This is a genomic window from Allobosea sp. TWI1241, assembly GCF_039673065.1.
GTDB lineage: Bacteria > Pseudomonadota > Alphaproteobacteria > Rhizobiales > Beijerinckiaceae > Allobosea.
Map to the genome: position 1 here is coordinate 103327 of NZ_JBDJKW010000007.1, position 22987 is coordinate 126313.

21 protein-coding genes are annotated in these 22987 nt (G+C 67.4%); 12 read left to right on the top strand and 9 right to left on the bottom strand.

Features of this window, described 5'->3' with window-relative positions:
* Positions 1-134 precede the first annotated feature (134 nt).
* The 3 genes from ABE438_RS11215 to cydX are packed head-to-tail and all read left to right on the top strand — an operon-like array spanning position 135 to position 3043.
* Positions 135-1709, top strand: a complete 1575-nt coding sequence (locus ABE438_RS11215; protein ID WP_346502703.1) for a cytochrome ubiquinol oxidase subunit I — start codon at positions 135-137, stop codon at positions 1707-1709.
* A 25-nt stretch (positions 1710-1734) separates the two neighbouring features.
* Entirely contained in the window at positions 1735-2889 is a 1155-nt protein-coding gene (gene cydB / locus ABE438_RS11220) for a cytochrome d ubiquinol oxidase subunit II (protein WP_346502704.1), read from the top strand.
* A 22-nt stretch (positions 2890-2911) separates the two neighbouring features.
* On the top strand, positions 2912-3043 hold the full coding sequence (cydX, locus tag ABE438_RS11225) for a cytochrome bd-I oxidase subunit CydX (protein WP_346502706.1): 132 nt from the start codon (positions 2912-2914) through the stop codon (positions 3041-3043).
* A 36-nt stretch (positions 3044-3079) separates the two neighbouring features.
* On the opposite strand, the gene ABE438_RS11230 is transcribed toward cydX, so the two are convergent.
* Positions 3080-4069: an AraC-like ligand-binding domain-containing protein gene (locus ABE438_RS11230; RefSeq protein ID WP_346502707.1), complete on the bottom strand. Its 990-nt coding sequence runs from the start codon at positions 4067-4069 to the stop codon at positions 3080-3082.
* A 224-nt stretch (positions 4070-4293) separates the two neighbouring features.
* On the opposite strand from ABE438_RS11230, the gene ABE438_RS11235 reads away from it, so the two are divergent.
* Positions 4294-7377: a S8 family serine peptidase gene (locus tag ABE438_RS11235; protein WP_346502708.1), complete on the top strand. Its 3084-nt coding sequence runs from the start codon at positions 4294-4296 to the stop codon at positions 7375-7377.
* A 130-nt stretch (positions 7378-7507) separates the two neighbouring features.
* Here the strand turns inward: ABE438_RS11235 and ABE438_RS11240 are convergent, their stop codons facing one another.
* Positions 7508-8236, bottom strand: coding sequence for an anti-sigma factor (locus ABE438_RS11240; protein ID WP_346502709.1), 729 nt, complete (start codon positions 8234-8236; stop codon positions 7508-7510).
* A complete protein-coding gene (locus ABE438_RS11245) occupies positions 8233-8793 on the bottom strand; it encodes a sigma-70 family RNA polymerase sigma factor (RefSeq protein WP_346502710.1) in 561 nt (186 codons plus the stop codon). The genes ABE438_RS11240 and ABE438_RS11245 overlap by 4 nt, the downstream gene beginning before the upstream one ends.
* A 188-nt stretch (positions 8794-8981) precedes the next feature.
* On the opposite strand from ABE438_RS11245, the gene ABE438_RS11250 reads away from it, so the two are divergent.
* The 4 genes from ABE438_RS11250 (at position 8982) to ligD (ending at position 13724) form a co-directional block, all read left to right on the top strand.
* Positions 8982-9776, top strand: a complete 795-nt coding sequence (locus tag ABE438_RS11250) for a DUF4394 domain-containing protein (protein ID WP_346502711.1) — start codon at positions 8982-8984, stop codon at positions 9774-9776.
* A 286-nt stretch (positions 9777-10062) separates the two neighbouring features.
* Complete coding sequence (locus ABE438_RS11255) at positions 10063-10305, top strand: hypothetical protein (RefSeq protein ID WP_346502712.1); 243 nt, start codon at positions 10063-10065, stop codon at positions 10303-10305.
* Positions 10305-11165, top strand: a complete 861-nt coding sequence (gene ku / locus ABE438_RS11260) for a non-homologous end joining protein Ku (protein WP_346502713.1) — start codon at positions 10305-10307, stop codon at positions 11163-11165. The genes ABE438_RS11255 and ku overlap by 1 nt, the downstream gene beginning before the upstream one ends.
* A gap of 24 nt (positions 11166-11189) precedes the next feature.
* The gene (gene ligD, locus ABE438_RS11265; protein WP_346502714.1) at positions 11190-13724 is read left to right on the top strand and encodes a DNA ligase D; all 2535 of its coding nucleotides are present in this window, start codon (positions 11190-11192) and stop codon (positions 13722-13724) included.
* A gap of 142 nt (positions 13725-13866) precedes the next feature.
* Here the strand turns inward: ligD and ABE438_RS11270 are convergent, their stop codons facing one another.
* The 4 genes from ABE438_RS11270 to ABE438_RS11285 all read right to left on the bottom strand — a co-directional run bounded on the left by ABE438_RS11270 (position 13867) and on the right by ABE438_RS11285 (position 17099).
* Complete coding sequence (locus tag ABE438_RS11270; RefSeq protein WP_346502715.1) at positions 13867-14406, bottom strand: general stress protein; 540 nt, start codon at positions 14404-14406, stop codon at positions 13867-13869.
* A 35-nt stretch (positions 14407-14441) separates the two neighbouring features.
* Positions 14442-14741 (bottom strand): PepSY domain-containing protein, encoded by a 300-nt coding sequence (locus ABE438_RS11275; RefSeq protein WP_346502716.1) that lies wholly within the window; start codon positions 14739-14741, stop codon positions 14442-14444.
* A 174-nt stretch (positions 14742-14915) separates the two neighbouring features.
* On the bottom strand, positions 14916-16223 hold the full coding sequence (locus ABE438_RS11280) for an NAD(P)/FAD-dependent oxidoreductase (protein ID WP_346502717.1): 1308 nt from the start codon (positions 16221-16223) through the stop codon (positions 14916-14918).
* A gap of 426 nt (positions 16224-16649) precedes the next feature.
* The gene (locus ABE438_RS11285) at positions 16650-17099 is read right to left on the bottom strand and encodes a MarR family winged helix-turn-helix transcriptional regulator (RefSeq protein ID WP_346502718.1); all 450 of its coding nucleotides are present in this window, start codon (positions 17097-17099) and stop codon (positions 16650-16652) included.
* Between the two features lie 65 nt (positions 17100-17164).
* Here ABE438_RS11285 and ABE438_RS11290 point away from each other — a divergent pair, with 65 nt between their 5' ends.
* The gene (locus tag ABE438_RS11290; protein ID WP_346502719.1) at positions 17165-17539 is read left to right on the top strand and encodes a VOC family protein; all 375 of its coding nucleotides are present in this window, start codon (positions 17165-17167) and stop codon (positions 17537-17539) included.
* A 3-nt stretch (positions 17540-17542) separates the two neighbouring features.
* On the top strand, positions 17543-17974 hold the full coding sequence (locus ABE438_RS11295; protein WP_346502720.1) for an EVE domain-containing protein: 432 nt from the start codon (positions 17543-17545) through the stop codon (positions 17972-17974).
* Positions 17975-18107: 133 nt separating this feature from the next.
* On the opposite strand, the gene ABE438_RS11300 is transcribed toward ABE438_RS11295, so the two are convergent.
* Positions 18108-18734: an MSMEG_1061 family FMN-dependent PPOX-type flavoprotein gene (locus ABE438_RS11300; protein WP_346502721.1), complete on the bottom strand. Its 627-nt coding sequence runs from the start codon at positions 18732-18734 to the stop codon at positions 18108-18110.
* 81 nt (positions 18735-18815) lie between these two features.
* Here ABE438_RS11300 and ABE438_RS11305 point away from each other — a divergent pair, with 81 nt between their 5' ends.
* Positions 18816-19589 carry an AraC family transcriptional regulator gene (locus tag ABE438_RS11305; protein WP_346502722.1) on the top strand — a complete coding sequence of 258 codons (774 nt, stop codon included), beginning with the start codon at positions 18816-18818 and terminating at the stop codon, positions 19587-19589.
* Between the two features lie 469 nt (positions 19590-20058).
* Positions 20059-21198, top strand: a complete 1140-nt coding sequence (locus tag ABE438_RS11310; RefSeq protein WP_346502723.1) for an FAD-dependent oxidoreductase — start codon at positions 20059-20061, stop codon at positions 21196-21198.
* A 324-nt stretch (positions 21199-21522) separates the two neighbouring features.
* Here the strand turns inward: ABE438_RS11310 and ABE438_RS11315 are convergent, their stop codons facing one another.
* The gene (locus ABE438_RS11315) at positions 21523-22959 is read right to left on the bottom strand and encodes an HD domain-containing protein (RefSeq protein ID WP_346502724.1); all 1437 of its coding nucleotides are present in this window, start codon (positions 22957-22959) and stop codon (positions 21523-21525) included.
* Positions 22960-22987 lie beyond the last annotated feature (28 nt).

Here is a 22987-nt window from a genome sequence, read left to right on the forward strand (position 1 = left end):
TCACCCTGGATCTGATCGTCGTCGATTGTCACAGGGCGCTTTGTCCCATACGCATTGAAGATGCGAATTGATAGCAATCAATTACAGGCCGGGCGCATACGCGAATAAACGGGCTGACTTGAAAGGAAACTGTCATGATCGATCCGTTGTTGGTCGACCTGTCGCGTCTCCAGTTCGCGCTCACGGCCTTGTACCACTTCCTGTTCGTCCCGCTGACGCTGGGTCTCTCCATCCTCATCGCGATGATGGAGACGGTCTATGTGATGACGCGTCGCACCATCTGGCGCGACATGACCAAGTTCTGGGGCGTCCTGTTCGGGATCAACTTCGCGCTCGGCGTCGCCACCGGCATCACGATGGAATTCCAGTTCGGCATGAACTGGGCCTACTACTCGCATTATGTCGGCGACGTCTTCGGGGCGCCGCTCGCCATCGAGGGCCTGATGGCCTTCTTCCTGGAAGCGACCTTCGTCGGCCTGTTCTTCTTCGGCTGGGACAGGCTGTCGGCCCGCGCGCATCTGGCCGTGACCTGGCTGATGGCGCTCGCGACCAATTTCTCGGCGCTGTGGATCCTGATCGCCAATGGCTGGATGCAGAACCCGGTCGGCGCCGCCTTCAACGTCGACACCATGCGCATGGAGGTCACGGACTTCGTCGCGGTGCTGTTCAATCCCGTCGCGCAGGCCAAGTTCGTCCACACCGTCTCGGCCGGCTATCTGATCGGCGCGACCTTCGTGCTCGGCGTCTCGGGCTGGTACTTGCTCAAGGGGCGCCATGTCGCGCTCGCCAAGCGCTCCTTCGTTATCGCCTCGGCCTTCGGCGTGGCGGCCTCGCTCTCGGTCATCGTGCTCGGCGACGAGAGCGGCTACGCGCTCACCGACAACCAGCGCATGAAGCTCGCCGCCATCGAGGCGATGTGGAAGACCGAGCCCGCGCCCGCGCCCTTCACAGCGATCGGCATCCCGAGCCAGAGCGCGCGCGAGACCCGCTTCGCCATCCATATCCCGTGGGTCATGGGCCTGATCGGCACGCGCTCGATCGACAAGACGATTCCCGGCATCGACGAACTCGTCGGCCGGGCGGAGCAGCGCATCCGCGACGGCATCGTCGCCTATGACGCGCTCGAAAAGATCAAGGCGGACCGCAAGGATGCCGCCGCGCGCGAGACCTTCGCCCGCACCCAGCACGATCTCGGCTACGCCCTGCTGCTGCGGCAGTACATCGAGGATCCGCGCCAGGCGAGCGAGCAGCAGATCAAGGCCGCCGCCTGGTCGACCGTGCCGCATGTGCCGTCGCTGTTCTTCTCCTTCCGCATCATGGTGGCCTGCGGCTTCGTCATGCTCGGCATCTTCCTGGTCTCGCTCTGGCACACCATGCGCGAGGAGGAGGCGCCGCGCTGGCTGTTCCGGCTGGCGGTGCTGTCGCTGCCGCTGCCCTGGCTCGCGGCGGAGGTCGGCTGGTTCGTCGCCGAGTTCGGCCGCCAGCCCTGGATCATCGAGGGCGTGCTGCCGACCTTCCTCGCCACCTCCGCGCTGGGCGTCGGCGACCTGCTGATCACGATCGCCGGCTTCACCCTGCTCTACGGCGTGCTCGCCGTGATCGAGGTCAAGCTGATGCTGGCGGCGATCCGCAAGGGGCCCGAGGTCGCGCATGTCCTCGACGACTACGCGCCCGGACGCAGTGCCCCCAGCCCGCAGCCGGCGGCGTGAGCGAGGGTCGGAAAGGAACAGGACGATGATCGACTTTCTCTTCGACTACGGCACGCTGCGGATCCTCTGGTGGGGCCTGCTCGGCGTGCTGCTGATCGGCTTCGCCGCCACGGACGGCTTCGACATGGGCGTCGGCGCGCTGCTGCCCTTCGTCGCCCGCACCGACATCGAGCGCCGCGTCGCGATCAACACGATCGGCCCGGTCTGGGAAGGCAACCAGGTCTGGTTCATCCTGGGCGGCGGCGCGATCTTCGCCGCCTGGCCGGCGCTCTATGCGCTGAGCTTCTCGGGCTTCTATCTCGCCATGTTCCTGATCCTCATGGCGCTGATCCTGCGCCCGGTCGGCTTCAAGTACCGCTCGAAGCGCGACGATCCGGCCTGGCGGGCGCGCTGGGACTGGGCGCTGTTCGTCGGCGGGGCCGTGCCGGCGCTGATCTTCGGTGTCGCGGTCGGCAACACGCTGCGCGGCGTGCCCTTCCACTTCACCCCCGACCTGCGCCCGATCTACGAGGGCAACCTGTTCGGCCTGCTCAACCCGGTGGCGCTGTACTGCGGCCTGGTCTCGCTGGCGATGATCGTGATGCACGGCGCCGCCTGGCTGACCTTCAAGGCCGCGGGCACGGTCGCCGAGCGGGCCCGCAGCTACGGCACCCGGGCTGCGCTCGTCACCGCGCTGCTCTTCGCCGGCGGCGGCGTGCTGGTCTGGGCCGGGCTGCTCGGCGGCTATCGCGTCACCAGCCCGATCGACTGGACCGGCCCCTCGAACCCGCTCGGCAAGACCGTGGTGGTCGATGCCGGTGCCTGGCTCGCCAATTTCCGGGCGACGCCGGCGCTCTGGCTGGTTCCGGCGCTCGGCGTCGTCGCCCCGCTGCTGGCGGCGCTCGGCTTCGGCGCCCGCAAGGAGGGGCTGACCTTCCTCGCCTCCAAGCTCGGCGTGGTCTGCATCATCGCGACGGTCGGCCTGGCGATGTTCCCGGTGCTGCTGCCCTCCAGCACCAATCCTGGCCATTCGCTGATGGTGTTCGACGCCTCGTCGAGCCGCGGCACGCTGCGCACCATGCTGCTGGTGACGGCCTTCTTCATGCCGCTCATCCTCGCCTACACCGCCTGGGTCTACCGGGCGCTCTGGGGCAAGGTGACCGAGGAGAGCGTCACCGAAGCCGGCCATTCGGCCTACTGACCGGACGATAAGGAGACGCGCGATGTGGTATTTCGCCTGGGTTCTCGGTCTCGGCCTCGCGGCCACCGTAGGCATCCTAAACGCGCTCTGGTACGAGCTGCGTACGGTGCGCGAGGAGCCGGCGGACGAGACGGTGCCGCTGCCGACGCCCTGAAACGGCGTCGCCCCGCCGGGCTCCGGCCAGTCGGGGCTACCAGGACAGCCTGCGCAGCCAGTCCGTCAGGCTGTCCTCCTCCGCCTGCGCGGGCGGCAGCGCCCGCAATTGCAGGGCCTCGCGCGGCGCCACGCCGAAGCGCACCTTGAAGGCCCGCGCGAAGGCGTCGTCGCTGGAAAAGCCGAACTGCCGGGCGATGCGCCCGATGCCGCCGCGCCCCGGCGGCACGGTGTTGAGGGCGAGCCGCGCCCGCGCCAGCCGGCGGCGCCTGATATACTCCGCCACGCCGCCGACCGGCGCGAACAGCCGGTAGAGCGCCGAGCGCGACAGGCCGAAGGCGGAGCAGAGCAGGGCGGCGTCGAGATCGGGATTGCCGATCTCGCGATCGATGAACCGGCAGATCGTCGCCAGCGTCGCGGTCAGGGTCGCGGGCGCGTCGCGCTCGCGCCGCAGGGCGGGCGCCAGGCACGCCGCCAGCAATCCGGCGCTCGCCTTGACGATGCCGCCGGCCGCCGGACCCGTCAGCGCGGGGGCTGTCGCGAGCAGCGATTGCAGATGCTGCCCCGCCAGCGAGCCGGCCCCGCTGGCGCCCTTGAGCACCGTGCCGTGCGCGCCGTCCAGCGTATCGGCGTCGAGGTCGAGCAGGGCGCGCGGCAGCACCATGTTGATGGCGCGCATCGCGGTGGCCTGCGAGTGCACCGGCCGCGACAGGTCGAAGAACAGCACGTCGCCGGGGCCGGCCTCGATCTCGCGTCCGTCGATCTCCAGCACGGTGCGGCCGGCACGATAGACCTGCACCAGCAGATGGTCGACGCCGACGGCCCCGATCAGCTGCTCCGAGCGCAGATAGCCCTGCGCGCTGGCCTCGACCTCGCCGACGACCGCGGCGCCGAGATGATGGCGGATGATCGCGCCGCCGATCTCGCTTTCGCCGCCATCTGCCGGTGGCCGCACGGCGAAGACCGGCGCGATCTCTGCGCGCCAGCGCTCGGCGGACAGTCGTCCGGCGGTTCGCTCCTCGGTCACGGCTAAGGGTCCGCTGTCTCGCGCCACGCTGCGCCGTCGATCGGTGCAGGCCGCGCGCGCGCTCGTCAAGGGCGCGCCGCGGCCGGCCGGCTTTCCGCTTGCGTCCGGCACGGCAGCCCGGTTGATTGGGACGCAATGCGGGATCGCGTGCCTCTCGGGAATGCCGGCGGCGTGTTAGTGCCGTAACGACCGACTGCCGCCAGAGAGTGCTCCGAGACCCGCCGATGACGACCAAGCCCAGCACGCGCTCCGCCCTGCTTCGCTCCGCGCTGCTCGCCACCACGGCGACCGGCCTGCTGCTCTTCGCGCTGCCCGCGGCCGCGCAGGACAGGAGCTATGTCCTGCCCGATCCCTTCGCGGGCCTCTCGAGCCGGGCGATGCCGGTTGCGGTGGTCACGCCGGGCTCCGCCGCGAGCTTCCAGACCCCTGAATATTACGCCAATCACGGCCTCGCCCAGATCGGTGCGGCCGATGCCTATGCGCTCGGCCTGAGCGGCAAGGGCGTGCTCGTCGCCGTCGTCGACAGCGGCATCGCCCCCGACCATCCCGAATTCGCCGGCCGCATCTCGCCGTTCTCGCGCAATTTCGGTCTGGACGTGCCGGGCGCCACCGATCTGCTCGACCGCCATGAGGGCTCGCACGGCACGCATGTCGCCGGCACCATCGCCGCCGCCCGTGACGGCGTCGGCATGCACGGCGTCGCCTACAATGCCGAGATCCTCGTGCTGCGCGCCATCGTCGGCCCGCCGGGCGGCGACACGGCGGCCGCGATCAGCCATGCCGCGGCCGTGGGCGCAAAGGTGCTGAACGGCAGCTACGGGCCGGCCTATCCCTCGCCCTTCCTGCCCGGCGGCATCCCCAATCCGGACTACCAGGTCTTCCCGATCCAGCCCTACCAGAATGCCGGGACGGAGGCCGAGGTCGCGGCGCTGCGGCAGGCGGCGGCCTCCGACATGGTGCTCGTCTTCGCCGCCGGCAACGAGCGGCAGGACCAGCCGGTCATCGCCCGCAACCCCAGCGGCGTCGGCTTCTATCCGGCGATCAACCCGGCCAATGCCGGCAAGGGCCTCTACGTCTTCTTCGACGGCAATGGCGACGAGGTCGACGCGTCCCGCAAGGATTATTCCGACCTGCGCCCCTATCTGATGACCGTCGTCGCGGTCGACCGCACCGGCAAGATCGCCGATTTCAGCAATTACTGCGGCATCGCCGCGGCCTGGTGCCTGGCGGCGCCGGGCGTCGACATCCTCTCCACGGTCACCGCCGACAAGGGGATTTCGCCGAGCCAGCCCTATAATCTCTCCAGCGGCACCTCGATGGCGGCGCCCCATGTCGCCGGCGCGGCCGCGCTGGTGCGCGAGGCCTTCCCCTTCATGACCGCCCCGCAGGTGGTCCAGTCGATCCTGACCACGGCGACCGATCTCGGCTCGCCAGAGATCTATGGCTGGGGCCTGCTCAACGTCTCCAAGGCGGTGCGCGGTCCCGGACAGTTCGTCGAGACCTTCGACGTCGACACCAGGGGCTGGTCGGCCACCTTTGCCAATGACATCTCCGGCGATGGCGGGCTGATCAAGCGCGGCGCGGGCCGGCTCGAGCTCAGCGGGCGCAACAGCTATGCCGGCGGCACCGGCGTGCTCGGCGGCACGCTGGCGATCAACGGCTCCGTCGCCTCCGCCGTCTCGGTCGGCAGTGCCGGCACGCTGCGCGGCACCGGCCTGATCGAGGCCGGGCTGTTCAGCGCCGGCACCGTCATGCCCGGCAATTCCCCCGGCACGCTCTTCGTGCGCGGCCCGGTCACCTTCGCCGACAGCAACCGCTTCGTGCTCGACATCGACGGCACGGGCACCGGCAACGGCGCCGGCAGTTATTCCCGCCTCGTCGCCATGGGCTCGACCGGTGCGGTCGCCGTGGGCGGGCGGCTGGTGCCGACCCTGCGCGGCATCGTCGGCGACGCCGGAAACAGCTATGTCCCGACCATCGGCACCGCCTTCGGCGTGCTCGTCGCCGAAGGCGGCCTCGCCGGCAGCTTCAGCGGGCTCGACCAGCCGGCCGACGGCCTGCCGGCCAATGCCCGCTTCGACGCGCTCTATCGCGGCAACGGCCTGTCGCTGATCGTCACCCCGGCCTCCTATGGAGGGCTCACCGGTCTCGGCGGCAATGCGCTCGCCGTCGCCGGTGCGCTCGACGCGGCGCGCCCGGCCGCCGGCGTGCGCCCGGACGCGGCGCGGCAGGAGGTCTTCGACGCGCTGTACCAGACCGGGCCCGACGCGCTCGCCGCCGGTCTCGGCACCCTGACCGGCCAGGCCTATGCCGATGCCCGCATGAGCATGATGGCCGGCCAGCGCATGATCGGCTCGGCGCTGGACCGCCGCCTCACCGCCGGCGGCGCCACCAGCTTCGGCCAGGCCTCGCGCATCGGCACCGCCGGCTATGCCAGCCTCGGCGCTTCGCCGGCGGCGACGGACGCGCCCAGGGCTGTCGCCGAGGGCGCGCTCTGGGGCCAGGCGCTCTATGGCGTCGGCCATGCCGGCGGCGGCACGGCCGGGCCGGGCAGCTCCTTCGGCCTCGGCGGCGCGCTGCTCGGCGTCGAGCGCGCGCTGTCCGGAGACGCGGTCGTCGGCGCTGCGCTCGGCTATGCCCGCTCGGTCATGGACCCGAAGGGCGATGTGCGCGGCCGCGCCACCGTCGATTCCTACAGCCTCTCGGCCTATGGCGGCACGCGGATCGGCGCGATCAGCCTGCGCGGCTCGCTCGGCGGCAACTATGGCCGCACCGAGCTGCGCCGCACGGTCTCGCTCGGCCCGGTCCAGCGCATCGCGCGCGGGTCCTCCGACGGCTACGGCATCTTCGGCAGCGCCTTCGCCGGCTACGACCTCGCCGCGCTCGGCGGCCTGAGCGTGACGCCGGAACTCGGCCTCAGCGCCGCCCATCTGCGCCAGGGCGGCACGGTGGAGAGCCAGGCCGGCGCCTTCGGCCTGACGCTGCGCGGCGAGAGCCAGAATTCGCTGCGCTCGCTCGCCGGCGCCAGGCTCTCGACCGCGCTCGGCAGCGAGATGCCGCTGCGCGTCGACCTCAAGGCCTACTGGTCGCACGAGTTCGCCGATACGGTGGCGGTGCAGCGCGCCAGCCTGCTCGGCGCCGCCTTCGTGACCCGCAGCGCCGGCGTCTCCCGCGACGGCGCCGTGATCGGGGCGAGCCTGTCGGGCACCGTCCTGCAGCGCGTCGAACTGACCGGCTCCTATGACGGCGACCTGCGCCGCGGCGCCATGGCCCACCGCTTCGCGCTCGAGGCCAAGACCCGCTGGTAAGACAAAGCTGATGAGATCTGCCGTGGCAGCCCGGCGGACAGACGCAGAGGAGCCCCCGGAGACGGTCGCCGCGCGATCGCCTCCGGGGGCTCTTTCTTTCGGCGCCGGCGGCCAGCGTGGCGGCTCTCGCTCAGAGGCTGCGCGCGGTCAGCCCCTTGGCGATAATCGGGCCGGTCGGCCGCCCGGTCGGCGAGCCGCTGCGCGGTTCGAGCGTGATCTCGAAGAGCTGGTCGGCGCCGAGCGGCATGCTGTCCAGCCGCAGCGGCACGCTGCGCGCCCGGTCGATCAGCCCGACCGAACGCGGCCCGACCGCCCGGTCCCACAAGGTCCAGATTTCGAGCGCGCGCCCGTCCGGCACGGCGATGTCCTGCAGGGGCAGCAGCTCGACGCGCCCGTCGGCGAAGGTATTGACCACTGCCGCGGCGACATTGCCCTCGGTCATCAGCACGGCGACCATCACCGGCTGGCGCCCGGCGCGGTCGAGCGCCGCGAGCAGGCCGAGGCCGAGCAGGGTCGAAGCCGCCAGCCCGGCGAAGGCCGCACTGCGCCAGAGCACGAGATCGCCCCACCAGCGTTGCAGCCGGCCGATGGGCGAGAGCGCCTGCACCGCGGCCTGGCGCGGGGCCGGCGCGGCGCCCAGCCCGGCCTCGATCCGGGGCCACAGCCCTGCGGAGGGAGCTATGGCTGGCGCGGTCGCGTCGATCGGCGCGAGGCGCTGGCGCCAGTGCTCGACAGCGGCGCGGCAGGCGTCGTCTTCGTCCATGCGGCGCTCGAAAGCCTGCCTGTCGGCCCCGTCGAGCAGGCCGAGCACGTATTCACCGGCGAGCGCCTCGCCGTCGCGATCCGGCTCCATCGTCATCGCAGACACTCCCTGAGCGCCAGAAGCGATCGCCTGATCCAGGATTTCACCGTGCCGAGCGGCATGCCGACGCGGCCGGCGATCTCGCCATGGCTCAGGCCCGTGGCGAAGGCGAGCAGCACCATGCTGCGGCGCGGCGCCGGCAGGGTCTCGAGGCAGCCGCGCAGCGCCTCGCCGTCCGAGAGCCGGCTCATCACCGCCTCCGGATCCTCCTCCTCGCTCGGCACCTCGGCCGCGACCGGGCTCTCGTCGGTTTCGAGCCGCCGCTCGTCGCGCAGGATCGAGAGCGAGCGGTTGCGCAGGATCGCATAGATCCAGGTCAGCCCGGCGCCGCGCTGCCGGTCGTAGCGCGTCGCATTGCGCCAGATCAGGATGAACGTGTCCTGCACCGCTTCTTCCGCCAGGGCCCGGCGCTTCAGCATCCGCTGCGCCACACCAATCATACGCGGGCACTCCTGGTCGTAGATGCGCCGCAGCGCATTTTTATCGCCGGAGGCACAGGCCTCCAGCGCGCGCTCGACGTCGATTCCGTGCCCCTGCGCGGCATGGACGGCCATGCGTCCTCCTTCTCGATCGGCAGCCGCACGGTCGTGCCGGCGACCTCAGGTTACGCAGCGGCGGGCGGTTTGGATGCAGCCTGCGGAGTTTATTTTTTCGGGCGCATCCAATCGCGGGGCCGCTCTCTATCCGGTGGGAGCGACGCGGCGGAGGAACCGGCCGCGCGCCGCAACAACCGGAGGACATGATGACCAAGACGATCCGCTTCGCCCTCGTCGTCGCGACCACGCTGGCCACCGGCCTCGCCGGCAGCCTCGCCGCACGCGCCGCCACGCTGGCCGCCCTCACCGGCGACGATACCCTGACGATGATCGACACCACGAGCCTGAAGGCCGGCAAGTCCGTGAAGGTCACCGGCGTCGCCGGCAAGATCGCCGGCATCGACGTGCGCCCGGCCGACGGCATGCTCTACGCGCTCGGTGTCGACGGCACGATCTACACGGTCGACATGGCCGGCAAGGCGACGATGAAGTCGAAGATGGACACTGTCCTGTCGGCGAGCGCCATGGCCACCGTCGACTTCAACCCGGCGGCCGACCGGCTGCGGGTGATCGGCTCGGACGGCACGAACCTGCGCGTCAATGTCGAGGACGGCAAGACCACGGTCGACGGCAAGCTGAAATTCGCCGAGACAGACATGCACAAGGGCGAGACGCCGATGATCGTCGCGGGCGCCTATACCAATTCGGTGAAGGGCACCAAGGAGACGACGCTCTACGACATCGACGGCAAAATCGGCGCGCTGTTCAAGCAGGCTCCGCCCAATGACGGCGTGCTCGGCGCGGTCGGCAAGCTCGGCATCATGCCCAAGGCGATCGCCTTCGACATCGAGAGCGCCGCCGGCGGTGCCAACACCGGCTGGCTGCTCGCCGATGGCGCGCTGATGAAGCTCGATCTCGCCACCGGCAAGGCGACCGCGGTCGGCAAGGTCGAGGGGCTGTCCGGCGCGGCGCGCGACATCGCCGTGATGCCCGCCATGTGAGGCAGCCGGCGAAACCGGCGCCTGACGCCTGCGCGGGCGCCGGTCTGACATCGACATCGGCCCGTCCTTGGTCCGCCCCGTCGCGATCATCCGGCGCAGCAGCCGTTCGTTCGTCGGGAGAAAGATCGGGCTGGTGTTCTTCCGGCGTCGCCTCTGCGGCCAGTCGGTCCGCGTCGATCTGGCCGTCTGCTTCTGACGAGCACCCGACCTGCGGGCGCGCCCGCAGGCCCGGTCGCGGAACATCCCCGAGGCTGCTCAGTTGTCCGGTCTTCAGGGAGGTGGCGTGATGCGTGATCCCAAGGACCGTCTGATCGCGGCGCTGGCCGCACAATTGCGCGCCGAGCGCGAGACACGGGAGACTCTGGCCTTCGTCGTCGCCAACGGCCAGCTCGATCCGGCCACGCTCGCCGCGATCCTCGCCGATCCCGTACCGGTGGTGACCGCCGAGGATCTAGCGGTGGCCGAGCGGTTCGTGGCGCGCGAGGGTGAGCGTCGCGCCGCGCCGCGTCCCAGCCGGCGGGCGGCGTGATGGCGCCGCGCCCTGCCTGGAAAGGCTATCTCAAGCTGTCGCTGGTCTCCTGCGCCGTGGAGCTGACCAGCGCGACCTCGCACAGCGAGAAGGTCTCCTTCCGCATCATCAACCGCAAGACCGGCAACACCGTGCGCCGGCAATATGTCGACGGCGTCACCGGCAAGCCGGTCGGGGACGATGACGAGGTCAAGGGCTACGAGGTCGGCGACGACGAGTTCCTGCTGATCGAGGACGACGAGATCGAGGCGGTGCAGATCGAGAGTTCGCACACGCTGTCGATCGAGCATTTCGTCGATCGCGCCGCAATCCCGCAGATCTATTTCGACACGCCCTATTACGTCACCCCGTCCGATGACGTCTCGGAGGAGGCCTTTGCTGTCGTGCGGGAGGCCATGGCCCGGCAGAAGAAGGCCGGCCTGGCGCGCATCGTGCTCTATCGCCGCGAGCGTCCGGTGATGATCGAGCCTTTCGGGCAGGGGCTGCTGCTGACCACCCTGCGCTACGACAAGACAGTGCGAAAGCCCGAGGAGGTCTTCGAGGGGATGAAGCCGCGCAAGCTCGATCAGGAACTCGTCGATCTCGCCACGCACATCATCGACAAGAAGCAGGCCGCTTTCGATCCGTCGGATTTCGACGATCGCTACGAGGATGCGCTGCTGGCGCTGATCCGCGCCAAGCAGAAGGGCCGCAAGCCGCCGATCGTTCAGCCGGCCGAGCGGCCCGCCAATGTCGTCAACCTGTTCGACGCCCTGAAGAAGAGCCTGGCGGAGGAGGGCGGCACCAGCGCGGGCGCGCCCAGGCACCCGCGCAAGGCGGCGAAGACGAAGCCGGCGACGAAATCCCGCAAGAGCGCCTGACGCGACGACGATCAGGAGGTAGCCATGGCCGACCTCGCCCGCTACCGCGCCAAGCGGGATTTCAGCCGCACAGCCGAGCCCGAGGGCGAGCTCGGCAACCCTGCCTCCGGCCGTGCCGGGGGCATCTTCGTTGTCCACAAGCATGCCGCGCGCCGGCTGCACTACGATCTCAGACTGGAGCATGACGGCGTACTCTGGTCCTGGGCGGTAACGCGTGGCCCGAGCCTCGATCCGCAGGAGAAGCGCCTCGCCGTCCATGTCGAGGATCACCCGCTCGCCTATGCCGGTTTCGAGGGCGAGATCCCGCAGGGCTCCTATGGCGCCGGCGAGGTGATCCTGTGGGACGAGGGACGCTGGACTCCGGAAGGCGACCCGGCGGCCGGACTCGCCAAGGGCCACCTCTCCTTCATCCTGGAGGGACACAAGCTTGCCGGCCAGTGGCATCTCGTGCGGCTGAAGCCACGCAGGGGCGAGAGCCGCGACAACTGGCTGCTGATCAAGGTCGACGACGCGGCCGCGCGGCCGGGCAGCGACATTCTGGACGAGGCGCCTGCCTCGGTCCGGACGGGCCGCAGCGTCGAGGATCTCCGCGCCGCGAAGGCCACGGCAGGGCGCGGCAAAGCTGGCAAGGCCGGGAAGGCGGGCGCGGTCCCGAAGACAGGCGGAGGTGCGCGCGCGGCGGCTGCCGCACTCCCGCGCTTCGTCGAGCCCTGCCTGGCGAGGTTGCAGACGCGGCCTCCCGCCGGCGAGGACTGGTTGCACGAGGTCAAGTTCGACGGCTACCGGCTGCAGGCACGCATCGCCGCTGGCAAGGTCCGGCTGCTTACGCGCAGCGGCATCGACTGGACCGACCGCTTCGGACCGACCATAGCAGCGGCGATCACGGCGCTGCCCTGTGATGCGGCGCTGATCGATGGCGAGGTGGTGGCGCTCGGACCGGATGGCATCTCCTCCTTCTCTGCATTGCAGGAAGCTCTGTCCAACGGCGAGACTGCGGGGCTGGTCTATTTCGCCTTCGACCTGCTCCATCTCGACGCCACCGATCTGCGGGCCGAACCGCTGATCGCCCGCAAGGAGCGGCTCCAGGAGCTGCTCGCCGCGGCGCCGGAGGACGGTGCGCTGCGCTTCAGCGAGCATTTCGCCGAATCGGGACAGACCATGCTGCGCCATGCCTGCCGCATGGGGTTGGAAGGCGTGATCTCCAAGCGGGCGGATGCGCCCTATCGCAGCGGGCGGGGGCGCGACTGGGTCAAGTCGAAATGCACCCAGCGCCAGGAGTTCATCATTGCCGGCTATGTGCCGTCCAGTGGCAGCCGGCACGAGCTCGGCTCGATCGTGGCGGCCTATGTCGAGGACGGGGAACTGCGCCCGGCGGGGCGCGTGGGCACCGGGTTCTCGCGCAAATCCGCCGCAGCACTGAAGGCCGAGCTCGACCGGATCAGGACCGACCGCTCGCCGTTCCAAGGCGCGGCGGGGCGGGAGCGCGGGATCGTCTGGGTCGAGCCGACGCGGGTGGCCGAGGTGGCGTTCCGGTCCTGGACGGCGGCGAAGACGCTGCGCCATGCCAGCTTCGTCGGCCTGCGCGACGACAAGCCGGCGGCGGAGATTGTCGCGGAGCGGCCGCTGAAGGCATCCGCGCGGAAGGCGCGGAAACGGGCGGAGCCGCCCCCGCCGGAGGCTCGGGCAAAAGCCTCCGCGACCACCGGCATCCGCCTGACGAATCCCGACAAGCTGCTCTGGCCGGATGTCGGCCTCAGCAAGCAGGGGCTGCTTGACTACTATGCTTCGGTCTGGCCGCTGATGGCGCCGCATGTCGTTGGGCGGCCGCTCAGCCTGTTGCGCGCGCCGAACGGTATCGAGGGCCACAGCTTCTTTCAGAAGCATGCCGGCCCGGGTCTGCCTGAGGCGATCGCGCGCAGCAGGGATGTCGATGGCGAGGACTTGCTGTTCCTGCGCGACTTCGACGGGCTCGCAGCGCTGGTGCAGCTCGGCACGGTCGAAATCCACATCTGGGGCTCGCGGATCGACGCGATCGAGCAGCCTGACCAGTTGATCTTCGATCTCGATCCCGATGCCGGCCTCGGGCTGGAGGCGGTGCGTGATGCGGCCGGTGAGGTCCAGCGGCGCCTGGACGAGCTCGGCTTCGCCAGCATGCTGAAGACCTCTGGCGGCAAGGGCTACCATGTAATCGTGCCGCTGGTTCCGGCGGCCGACTGGACGGTCGCCAAGCGTTTCGCGCGAGACTTCGCCAAGGCGCTCGAGCAGAGCGATCCGAAGCGCTACACCGCTACCCTCTCCAAGCGGGCGAGGCGGGGGCGCATCTTCGTCGACTATCTGCGCAATGGCCGCGGCGCGACCGCGATCGCGCCCTATTCGACCCGCGCGCGCCCGGGCGCGCCGATCGCCTGCCCGATCGACTGGTCCGCGCTCGAAAGAACGGCCCCGAACGCGGTTCATGCCGCGGACGCCGCGTCTCTCCCCGCGATGCCTGACGACTGGCGCGACTTCTTCAAAACCTCGCAGCGGCTGCCGTCGCGCGACGCGGCCGAGGAGGATTGAAGGCGGCGCCTCTGCCCGCGGCGAAAGCGCGACCGTTCCGTTTCGAAGCTTCGTCGAAACGTGAAGAACCCGGCCGCTGGGCCGGGTTCCCGAAATTTTACTGGGGCCAGGCTGTCGCGCCTCGCCCGGCCTGTTCATGCCGTCAGACGAAGCCGCCGGGGCGGACCGAAGGCGCGGTCTCGTCGAAACGTTCCCAGCCGTCGCGGCGATATTCGGCGATGCGGGCTTCGCGATCGATCGGGGCGGCGCCGTCGAGGATGGCCTCGACCGTCGCCGCATTGGTCTCCGAGGTCCTGACCGAAACCACGCTGCCGCCGCGCCGGACGGTCTCGGCATAGTAATGGGCCTCGTCCTCCTTGACGCCGGCGCCGGTGAAGGAGCCGATCAGGCCGCCTGCGGCGGCGCCGGCCACCGCGCCGGCCGCAGTCGAAGCAAGCCAGCCCGCCGCCACCACCGGACCGATGCCGGGAATGGCCATGATGCCTAGGCCGGCCAGCAGGCCAGCCGCGCCGCCGATACCGGCGCCGATGCCGGCGCCTTCACCGGCATTGCTCTCCTCGGCGCGCTCGTCGCGGCCGACGACGCTGATGTCGGCGGAGGGGATGCCCGCCTGCTCGAGCCGCTCGACGACGGCGGCGGCCTGGGAATAGTTGTCGTATGAACGCGTGACGGTGCGGGTCATGGGAAACTCCTGCGAATGGGGAAGGGCGCTGACGATCAGTTGCGGGTGATGTTGCCGCGATAATCGATCGAGACGTTGACCTGGGCGCCGCTATGGGTGGCGGTGCCGCGCCAGACGCCATTGTCGTCCTTCTTCAGCGCGCCGACATTGGCGTAGCCATTGGCCTCGAGACGGCTCTTGGCCTGGCCCTCGGTGAAACTGTTGGCGCCCGGCAGCGGGGCGTTCTTGTCGGCGTCCGCCTTCGGCGCCGGCATCGGCGAGGTCGTCGCGGTCTGGGCGCCGGCGCTGAGCGCGGTGGCGCAGACGAAAGCGGCGGCGAGCATGACTGTCTTCATCGAAGCGTCTCCTGATTGAAAAGCCGTATCTGGCTATCCAAACAGCAGCACCTGCCAGTTGGTTCCTGATTCGCCGCGGATTTGCTCAGGGCATGTGCATGGCAGCGGCGGCTCCGCGCATCGGCGGGCCGCTCGTCTTCGGCAGGCCCGCGCGGCTATGGCGGCAGTCCGGGCTCAGCCTCGCCCGGTCTCCTCGGTCCCGTCCGCGGCCGGTGCGGCGGGGCGCGGCTGGCCGGTGATCAGCCGGGCCGGGCGCTGGTCGCGGGCATGGATCCAGAGCCAGCTCAGCGCCACGCTCAGGCGGTTACGCACGCCGATCAGGAAGTAGACATGAGCGAGGCCCCAGAGCCACCAGGCCAGCCAGCCGCGCAGCCTGATCTTGCCGAAATCGATCACCGCCGCGCGCTTGCCGATGGTGGCGAGGCTGCCGCGATCGCCATAGCTGAAGCGGGCCGGCGCGGTGTGCCCCGCCAGCCGTGCCGCCACGACCCTGGCGGCGAAGGCGCCCTGCTGCTTGGCGGCGGGTGCGATGCCGGGCACCGCCTTGCCGCGTGCGTCGCGCACCGCGGCTGTGTCGCCGAGCACGAAGATCTCGGGATGGCCGGGCACGGTGAGGTCGGGCTCGACCACGACGCGACCGGCGCGGTCGGTCGGCACGCCGAGCCATTCGCCTGCCGGCGAGGCCTCGACCCCCGCCGCCCAGACCAGGGTATGCGCCCTGATGCGCTCCTCGCCGAGCCGCACCCCTTCCGCATCGCAGAGCGTCACCGCCTCGCCGAGCCGTACCGCCACGCCGCGGCGCTCCAGCGCCGCGCGGGCATAGGCGGAGAGGCCGGTCTCGAAGCTCGGCAGCAGGCGTTCTCCGGCCTCGACCAGTACGATGCGTGCCTGCGCCGGGTCGATGAGGCGGAACTCGCCCTGCAGGGTGGCATGGGCCAGTTCGGCGATGGCGCCGGCCATCTCGACGCCCGTGGGGCCGCCGCCGACGACCACGAAGGTCATCCAGGCGGCACGCTCGGCCGGGTCGGACTCGCATTCGGCGCGCTCGAAGGCCGAGAGGATGCGCTGGCGCACGGCGGTGGCGTCCTCGACCGTCTTCAGCCCCGTGGCGAAGGGTTCCCAGTCGTCATGGCCGAAATAGGAGTGGCGCGCCCCGGTCGCGAGCACGAGCGTGTCGTAGGGGATCTCCCCGCCGTCGGCGAGGCGCACGACGCGGCGCGCCGTCTCTACGCCGGTCACGCTGCCGAGCAGCGTGCGCACGTCCCGGCGCTTGCGCAGCACGTGCCGGATCGGCCAGGCGATGTCGGACGGCGTGAGCGAGGCGGTCGCGACCTGATAGAGCAGCGGCTGGAAGAGATGGTGGTTGCGCTGGTCGATCAGCGTGATCTCGGCCGCGCCGGCCTTCAGCGTGCCGACGAAGGTGAGACCGGCGAAGCCGCCGCCGACCACCACGATGCGCTGCTTGGAAGATCGCTCGTCCATGGCCTCCTCGTCCTGCGGCGGTCACGACTCCGGCCGGCACGCCGTTTCGGGATCGAGCGCGCCGCTCCCCATTCAACGACCATCGCCGCCACAAGCCAAGCCCGGCCGGCAACGCAGTGCAGGGCCAGGCAGATCACGGACGGCGGAAGGGTGAGGAGAGGCGTAGAGCCCGCAGGCTCCGCAACCCCGGCGAACGCAATCCCGCTGGATACTTGTCCTGCGGAGCGCTACCGGGCTGGCGCACGGAGTTGGAAGCGAAAGCGGGCGAACCGCAGCGAACCGACAAGCCGGGGAGGCCCGGTTCTCTATGTGGAAAAGGTGCTTATAGATCGAACCCCGCGGGGAGCTGGCGGGCCACGCCCGACGAAGATGAGCACTATTTCTACGCTATAGCCCTCTAACGCCGCATGGGGGAAGTTGGCGCGGCTATGCAAGCGCCTCCGCAACCCTCGTGAGCATCTCGATGGCATCTGGAGTCGAAGCCTCACGTGCCAGCCGTTCCGAATTCTGAGCGGCCAGGTGAGCTTGCGCCAGTGACGCCCGCCCTTCCTCCGTCAACTCGGTTCGTTGAATGCGTCCATGCTCCGCATCCGGGCTGCGCTCGATCAAACCTAACTGTTCGAGCTTCACCAGCATGGCCTGCATGGTCTGCGGGGTCACAAACGCCCGACGCGCCAGCCTTGCGTTCGAGGCGCCTGGTTCGGCTTCGAGGCTCACCAACACGTTATATTGTGGCGCGTTCAGTCCGATCTCCTTCAACTGCCGGTCCATATGCAGGCGCATCGCCTGCTGCGCGCGCTTCAGCGCATAGCCGAGCGTTTCATGCGGCAAGAAGGGTTGGTCTACGGGGATCGATGTCGTCTTGGGACTTGTCATATCAGGAGGCTTACATTATATCAGTCGCCTGATATTAGCCTCTTCCCTCTGAAAGGACAACCAGAATGCCGCGCCTCATCGGACCTGACTTCATCGGTATCCAGGTTGCCGACCTCGATGCAGCTCGCACGTTCTATACGGAGGTCGTCGGATTGACGGCGGCTCCGAAAGGACCGCCCGGAGCCGTGGTTTTCGACACGAAGCCGATCCCCTTTGCTGTGCGCACACCGGTGGTCGATCTCGATACCGTCGACATACTCGGCCATGGTATTGCTATCTGGTTCGGCTGCGATGATGCCGACGCCTTGCACGATCACCTCGCTTCACGTGCCGTGCCGATCGCCTTCGCGCCGAAAGACGGGCCGTTCGGGCGTTATTTCGCCTTCCAGGATCCGTTTGGCTACACGATCACGGCACATACCATGCAAGAGACGGCCTGAGCCGTGGCATTCTGGATGGGTGTCGCATCGGCAGAACACGCCCGCGGCGGACGCGACGGCGGCTTTGCACAGCTCGGGCACGGCAAGCATATTGCGGTGAAGTCTCTCAGGAAGGGCGACTGGATCGTTTACTACTCCCCGCGCGAAGGCATGGGGGAAGGTGAAACGGTGCAGGCGTTCACGACCATCGGGCAAGTGACGTCAGATGCGCCCTACCGGGCCGAGCAGGCGATGGACTTCAATCCGTACCGTGTCGATGTGGATTACCTGACGGACGCCAAGGCCGCTCCGATCAAGCCGCTTCTGGACAGGCTCCGACTGACCCGCGATCAGGGCGTCCACTGGGGGATGGTGATGCGCGGGCCAAAGCGCAGGCTGAACGAAGAAGACATGCGACTGATCGCGGAAGCGATGGGTGTTCTGGCGGAATTCTAGAATTCGCGAAACTGATATCATGCCAGTATGGGGCGGATGCTGGCGATATCTAACGTGGGCTTTGTCCCCGCATGGCCGACACGCTTATGCGTCGCAAACCGCGTGGCCCTAATGGTCGGCTTATGAACCGGCCTCAGCCATAAAGCTCATTCCGCATTCTATGATCGTATTGCGCGTCGATCGCATCCGCGACGGCCGAATCCTGCTTGGTCATAGCGGCTACCATTTGACCAGGCGTGGGAAGGCTCTTGCGATCCAACCGGGATGCCGGGTCCCACAGGCGCCCTCGGTTCACCGCCTTTCCGCAGTGGAACAAGACCTCGTCCACCGTCACGACAATGGCCGTCTTTGGGATCTTCGCCCCTTCCGCCAGCGCTGCACAATGTGTCGGATCGTCCACGATGTGACCGCGCCCGTTGATGCGCATGAACAGATCCAGGCCCGGGAACAGGAACAGCATGCCCAGGCGGTCATCGAACGTAAGGTTGCGCATCGACTCGATCCGGTTGTTCCCGGGCCAGTCGGCGAACGTCACCGTCTTGTTATCAAGCGCACGCACGAAGCCGGGCGGGCCGCCGCGAGGCGACGCATCAAGTCCAGCGCTCGCCCCTGTCGCCAAGCAGAAGAACGTTGCTTTCGCCAGATATTCGACATGAAACGAGTTCAGCTCTGGCGTCACCGCCTTCTGAATGTGCTCGGAGGGCGGCGCGTAAAGCCGTTCGAGATCATGCTCGGCGAGGTACAGATCGGGCGGGGTCATCGGCGTTCTCCTGATCTTCGTATAGCTGTTCAGGAAAGGCTGAGCTAAGCTATCGGAGCCAATCAGTATCGAGTTGCCGCCATGATTGAGGAAAAGTTCGCCCTTGCTGCTAGTGACGCTCGCGACCCACTGATAATCGCCTTCTACGAAGCACAGGCAGAGCATCGCGAACTAGGCACTCATAGTCATGCGCGCGGACAGCTATCCGGACTGCGCCACGGGCTGCTGACCATTGGAACCGATGCGGGAGCCTGGATCGTTCCTGCCGATCATGCGGTTTGGCTTCCGCCGCATCAGCGGCACTATGGATGGACCCATGGTGCCGTCGAGGGCTGGAGTTGCTATATTTCGGAAGCGGCATGCGCCACGCTGCCTGACCGCCCTTGCACGATCAGGACGTCGGGCTTGCTGCGCGAAGCCGTCATGCGGGCGTCTAGCTGGCAGGGGGATGACCTCACTCCGGAGCAGTGGCGCCTTGCACAGGTCATTCTGGACGAGCTGCGGGCCGCTCCGGTCGAACCCTTTGGATCGCCAATGCCCCGCGATCCACGCCTCGTCCTCATCGCGCGCGCCTTGCTCGACGATCCGAGTGACGGACGCAACATCCAGGAATGGGCGCTGTGGGCAGGTATCCCAGAACGGACGCTGAGCCGTCGTTTTGTCATCGAGACGGGCTTCACTTACACGGCTTGGCGCCAGCGCGCCTGCCTGATGCGGGCGCTTGAGATGCTTGCCGAGGGGCGCGCCGTCACCACCGTGGCGCTGGACATGGGCTATGATAGCGTCAGTGCCTTCATCGCATTCTTCAAACGCTCGTTGGGCGTTACACCATCGGCCTACTTTAGACGCACCTGAGAGGCGATTTATTCAAGCTACGCCAAGCCTAACTTGGTTCTCGCCGCCGCGCGAGGCAATCGGACGGAATTAAATTGCCATTCTGCATTGCGCTTTCATTTCGGTCATCTTGTCGGCTCGCGAACGATCCCGAAAGCCGTCGCTCATTCAGGGACGTCGAACGACACAACTGATGGATTACCGACCGCTAGGTTTTGGGAATGAGGAGGCGATAGCCGCCGTTTTCTGGGTGAACCGCTTTTTCCGATTGGGACGGTATTTTGGGAAAGGTGCGGGGAGGAGGTGCGATCTCATCCTTGTTGAACCCGACAGTTTCCTGTATCTGTCGAGCGTCGCGAAAAACGTCGGCCTGCGCCCAGCGTCCATGCTCCGCAAGCTGTCGCATACACGTCGATCACGTACCCGTGACCGCCCAGCGTCTCCGAACAACCGCCAGCATCGAAGGATGCCGCGACATTGGAGCGCGCACATGCGAAATACCATTGCCATCATCGGCGCCGGCCTTGGCGGCCTGACGCTTGCCCGCACCCTGCACCGACACGGGATCGAAGCGACGATCTACGAAGCCGAGCCGTCACCGACCGCCAGGAAGCAGGGAGGCCTGCTCGACATACACGAGCATAACGGTCAACGCGCGCTCAAGGCGGCCGGTCTGTATGATGCATTCCTGCGGCTTGTTCGGCCAGGCGAAGATGCAAAACGCGTCGTGAACAAGGATGGGATCGTCCTGCTGGATCAGGCAGGGGATCGTTCGCCCCGGCGGCCGGAGGTCGATCGGGGCGAACTTCGCGCCATGCTGATCGGCTCGCTTCCGGACACCGCTATCTGCTGGGATCACAAGGTCACGGACCTGGCGCAGACCGGAGACGGCCGGCACGAGGTCGGCTTCGCCAACGGAACCCGGGCGACAGCTGATCTGCTCGTCGGCGCTGACGGCGCCTGGTCCAAGGTCCGCCCACTGCTTTCCGATTCCAGGCCGGTCTATTCCGGCACCTGCTTCATCGAGATAGCGTTTGCCGCCCGCGACGCGCGCTATGCGGAAAGCGTGGCGGCGATCGGAGTCGGCACCCTCATGGCAGCGGCGCCGGGCAAAGGTATAATCGCACACCGTAATGCCGATGGCAGCGTCGCGGGATATGTCGCGTTGAACGAGCGGGAGGAGTGGATCAGGTCTATTGATTTCAGCAACGCTCGCGCCGGATTGGACTTCATCGCCCAGCAGTTCGCAGGCTGGGCGCCGCACCTTATCAGCTTCATCACCGGCAGCGTTACCGATCCCACGATCCGTCCGATCTATGCGCTGCCGGTCGGGCATGAGTGGCAGCGGAAGACCGGCCTGACCCTTGTCGGCGACGCGGCACACCTTATGTCCCCGTTCGCGGGTGAGGGCGCCAACCTCGCCATGTACGACGGCGCGCAACTCGCTCAGGCGATCATCGACACCCCCGATGACATTGAAGCGGCCTTATCCAGGTATGAGGAGGCCTTGTTCCCGCGAAGCCGTGAAGTCGCGGCCCTGTCGGCGCGGAATCTGAGGCTGTTCTTCGGTAACACTGCCCCGGGCAGCGTGGTCGATCTGTTCAGCAGCTTTGCGGCAACTGACGCATGACAGCAGCCTTACCCCACCCAACCACGTCCATTCCGATACCCGAAAACGAACATGCGTCGGGACGGCAGGCGCTGGGCACCTCGCCGTCTTGGAGAGGGCGGAGGCAGGACGTCGTATTCGATAGCCGCGCTGGAAGCCCATGCGGCAATCGACGGCGTTTGCGTATCCATAGCGCGAGATAGCGTAAAATCGGCGGGAATGGCGGGCCGCGCCCGACGATGATGAGCACTATGTCTACGCTATAGCCCTCTAATGCCGTATTCATCCGATAAAGTGGCGGAGGTGGCATTCATGCCCATACTAGCGGACTGAAAGACCAGCCTGCTAGTTGGCTTTCTTGCTGCCTTTCAACAAATGATGGCTGACAGCGTTGCGAACCGCAGTCTCCAGTATCTCGTCGTGGCCCTCAATTGAATCATCGTAATAGATGCGGTGGATGTTGAAGCTGGCTGCGCTGGAGACGACAGGAGAGATCGAAGCTATGTCGACGATCTCGCCGCCGACCTGAACGTTGATCTGCTGTGGATGCCCACCAGCCTTATTCAGCGGCTTGTAAATTGGCCGATCATACTTGTCGTAGTAGCACCCTTCGATCCAGATTTTCTCATCGACTGCAATTTCTGCCGAGACCGACTTGCAGATGCAATGCAGAAAGGCCACCCGGTCGACGGCCGCAAGCTCCTGGACGCCGGCGTCGACAGCCGCGACCTCGTCGGCGATTTTCCATATGTCGACCATTGGGTAGATTCTGCGCTCCGCGATACGACGTGCGATCTTGCTGATCGAGTCATCGCGAGCCTCCCTCAGGAGGTAGAGCGCGCCCCAGAACATCGTATCGTCCAGCAGCAAGGCGTTTTCAAGATTTTCAGGATCGTGGAAGAACCGCACGAATGGATGCGTAGACGGGAGCCCGGTTTCCTTTTCCCTACCCTCAGCGGCAAGTTCGAAGATTCGACTCATCATCAAAGCAAACATGTACTCAAGGCCTCGGGTCCGCTTGTGTAGATACAGAGTGGGGTAAAGCTGGAATAGCGTGACCGTGAATTGTTCAAGAGAAATGTAACCCTTGCTGTCGACGTACAGGAACTCACCGTGCTCGCCTTTGCCCCTGTTTAGATTTCTGATCAGCCAGTCCAGGTCGATGCCGCCAGAAGATACTCCGGCGAAGTAGGGGTCGCGCTTTGCGTAGTCGAGACGATCGGCGTCGAGCTGGCCGGAAACGATCGAAGTGTAAATGCAGCCTTTTCTCTTTTTGAGGATCATATCGGCAACGAGTTGTGGGAAATCTTCTCCGCCCAGACGGGTCAAGGTCTCGGCTATGGACGATTGGGTGATAATCTTTGGACCGATTTTCTCGTGGTCGACAGCGTCCTTCAGGCCCGGCCGCTGGGCCTGCTGGTCCGGGTTCCGCTTAAAATAGAACTCCATTGCCTTTTCGAAGGCATGGCTGAACATGCCGTGACCCACGTCGTGAAGCAGCGCCGCCGCAAGGCATGCTTGCCCCTCTCTTGACCAGTTACCCTGTCGGACATCGGGCTCGACGATTGATAGCATCCGCTTGGCCACCGAATAGACTCCGAGCGAGTGGGCGAACCGGGAATGCGTGGCCGACGGAAAGACGTAGTCAGCGAAGCCAAGTTGCTTCACGCGCCGCAACCTTTGAAAGAAGGGGTCCGACAACATGTTCTTCAGTTCGAGTTCGGCGTCGCCCTCGAACTCAATAAACCCATGAATCGGATCCTTGATCATTTTTGAGGTCATGGTCGGCGGCTCCCTATCTTGAAGTTAC

Coding starts and splice junctions, on each gene's coding strand:
- ABE438_RS11215 (WP_346502703.1), top strand. CDS start 135: ATGATCGATCCGTTGTTGGTCGACCTGTCGCGTCTCCAGTTCGCGCTC.
- cydB (WP_346502704.1), top strand. CDS start 1,735: ATGATCGACTTTCTCTTCGACTACGGCACGCTGCGGATCCTCTGGTGG.
- cydX (WP_346502706.1), top strand. CDS start 2,912: ATGTGGTATTTCGCCTGGGTTCTCGGTCTCGGCCTCGCGGCCACCGTA.
- ABE438_RS11235 (WP_346502708.1), top strand. CDS start 4,294: ATGACGACCAAGCCCAGCACGCGCTCCGCCCTGCTTCGCTCCGCGCTG.
- ABE438_RS11240 (WP_346502709.1), bottom strand. CDS start 8,236: ATGACGATGGAGCCGGATCGCGACGGCGAGGCGCTCGCCGGTGAATAC.
- ABE438_RS11245 (WP_346502710.1), bottom strand. CDS start 8,793: ATGGCCGTCCATGCCGCGCAGGGGCACGGAATCGACGTCGAGCGCGCG.
- ABE438_RS11250 (WP_346502711.1), top strand. CDS start 8,982: ATGACCAAGACGATCCGCTTCGCCCTCGTCGTCGCGACCACGCTGGCC.
- ABE438_RS11255 (WP_346502712.1), top strand. CDS start 10,063: ATGCGTGATCCCAAGGACCGTCTGATCGCGGCGCTGGCCGCACAATTG.
- ku (WP_346502713.1), top strand. CDS start 10,305: ATGGCGCCGCGCCCTGCCTGGAAAGGCTATCTCAAGCTGTCGCTGGTC.
- ligD (WP_346502714.1), top strand. CDS start 11,190: ATGGCCGACCTCGCCCGCTACCGCGCCAAGCGGGATTTCAGCCGCACA.
- ABE438_RS11270 (WP_346502715.1), bottom strand. CDS start 14,406: ATGACCCGCACCGTCACGCGTTCATACGACAACTATTCCCAGGCCGCC.
- ABE438_RS11275 (WP_346502716.1), bottom strand. CDS start 14,741: ATGAAGACAGTCATGCTCGCCGCCGCTTTCGTCTGCGCCACCGCGCTC.
- ABE438_RS11280 (WP_346502717.1), bottom strand. CDS start 16,223: ATGGACGAGCGATCTTCCAAGCAGCGCATCGTGGTGGTCGGCGGCGGC.
- ABE438_RS11285 (WP_346502718.1), bottom strand. CDS start 17,099: ATGACAAGTCCCAAGACGACATCGATCCCCGTAGACCAACCCTTCTTG.
- ABE438_RS11290 (WP_346502719.1), top strand. CDS start 17,165: ATGCCGCGCCTCATCGGACCTGACTTCATCGGTATCCAGGTTGCCGAC.
- ABE438_RS11300 (WP_346502721.1), bottom strand. CDS start 18,734: ATGACCCCGCCCGATCTGTACCTCGCCGAGCATGATCTCGAACGGCTT.
- ABE438_RS11305 (WP_346502722.1), top strand. CDS start 18,816: ATGATTGAGGAAAAGTTCGCCCTTGCTGCTAGTGACGCTCGCGACCCA.
- ABE438_RS11310 (WP_346502723.1), top strand. CDS start 20,059: ATGCGAAATACCATTGCCATCATCGGCGCCGGCCTTGGCGGCCTGACG.
- ABE438_RS11315 (WP_346502724.1), bottom strand. CDS start 22,959: ATGACCTCAAAAATGATCAAGGATCCGATTCATGGGTTTATTGAGTTC.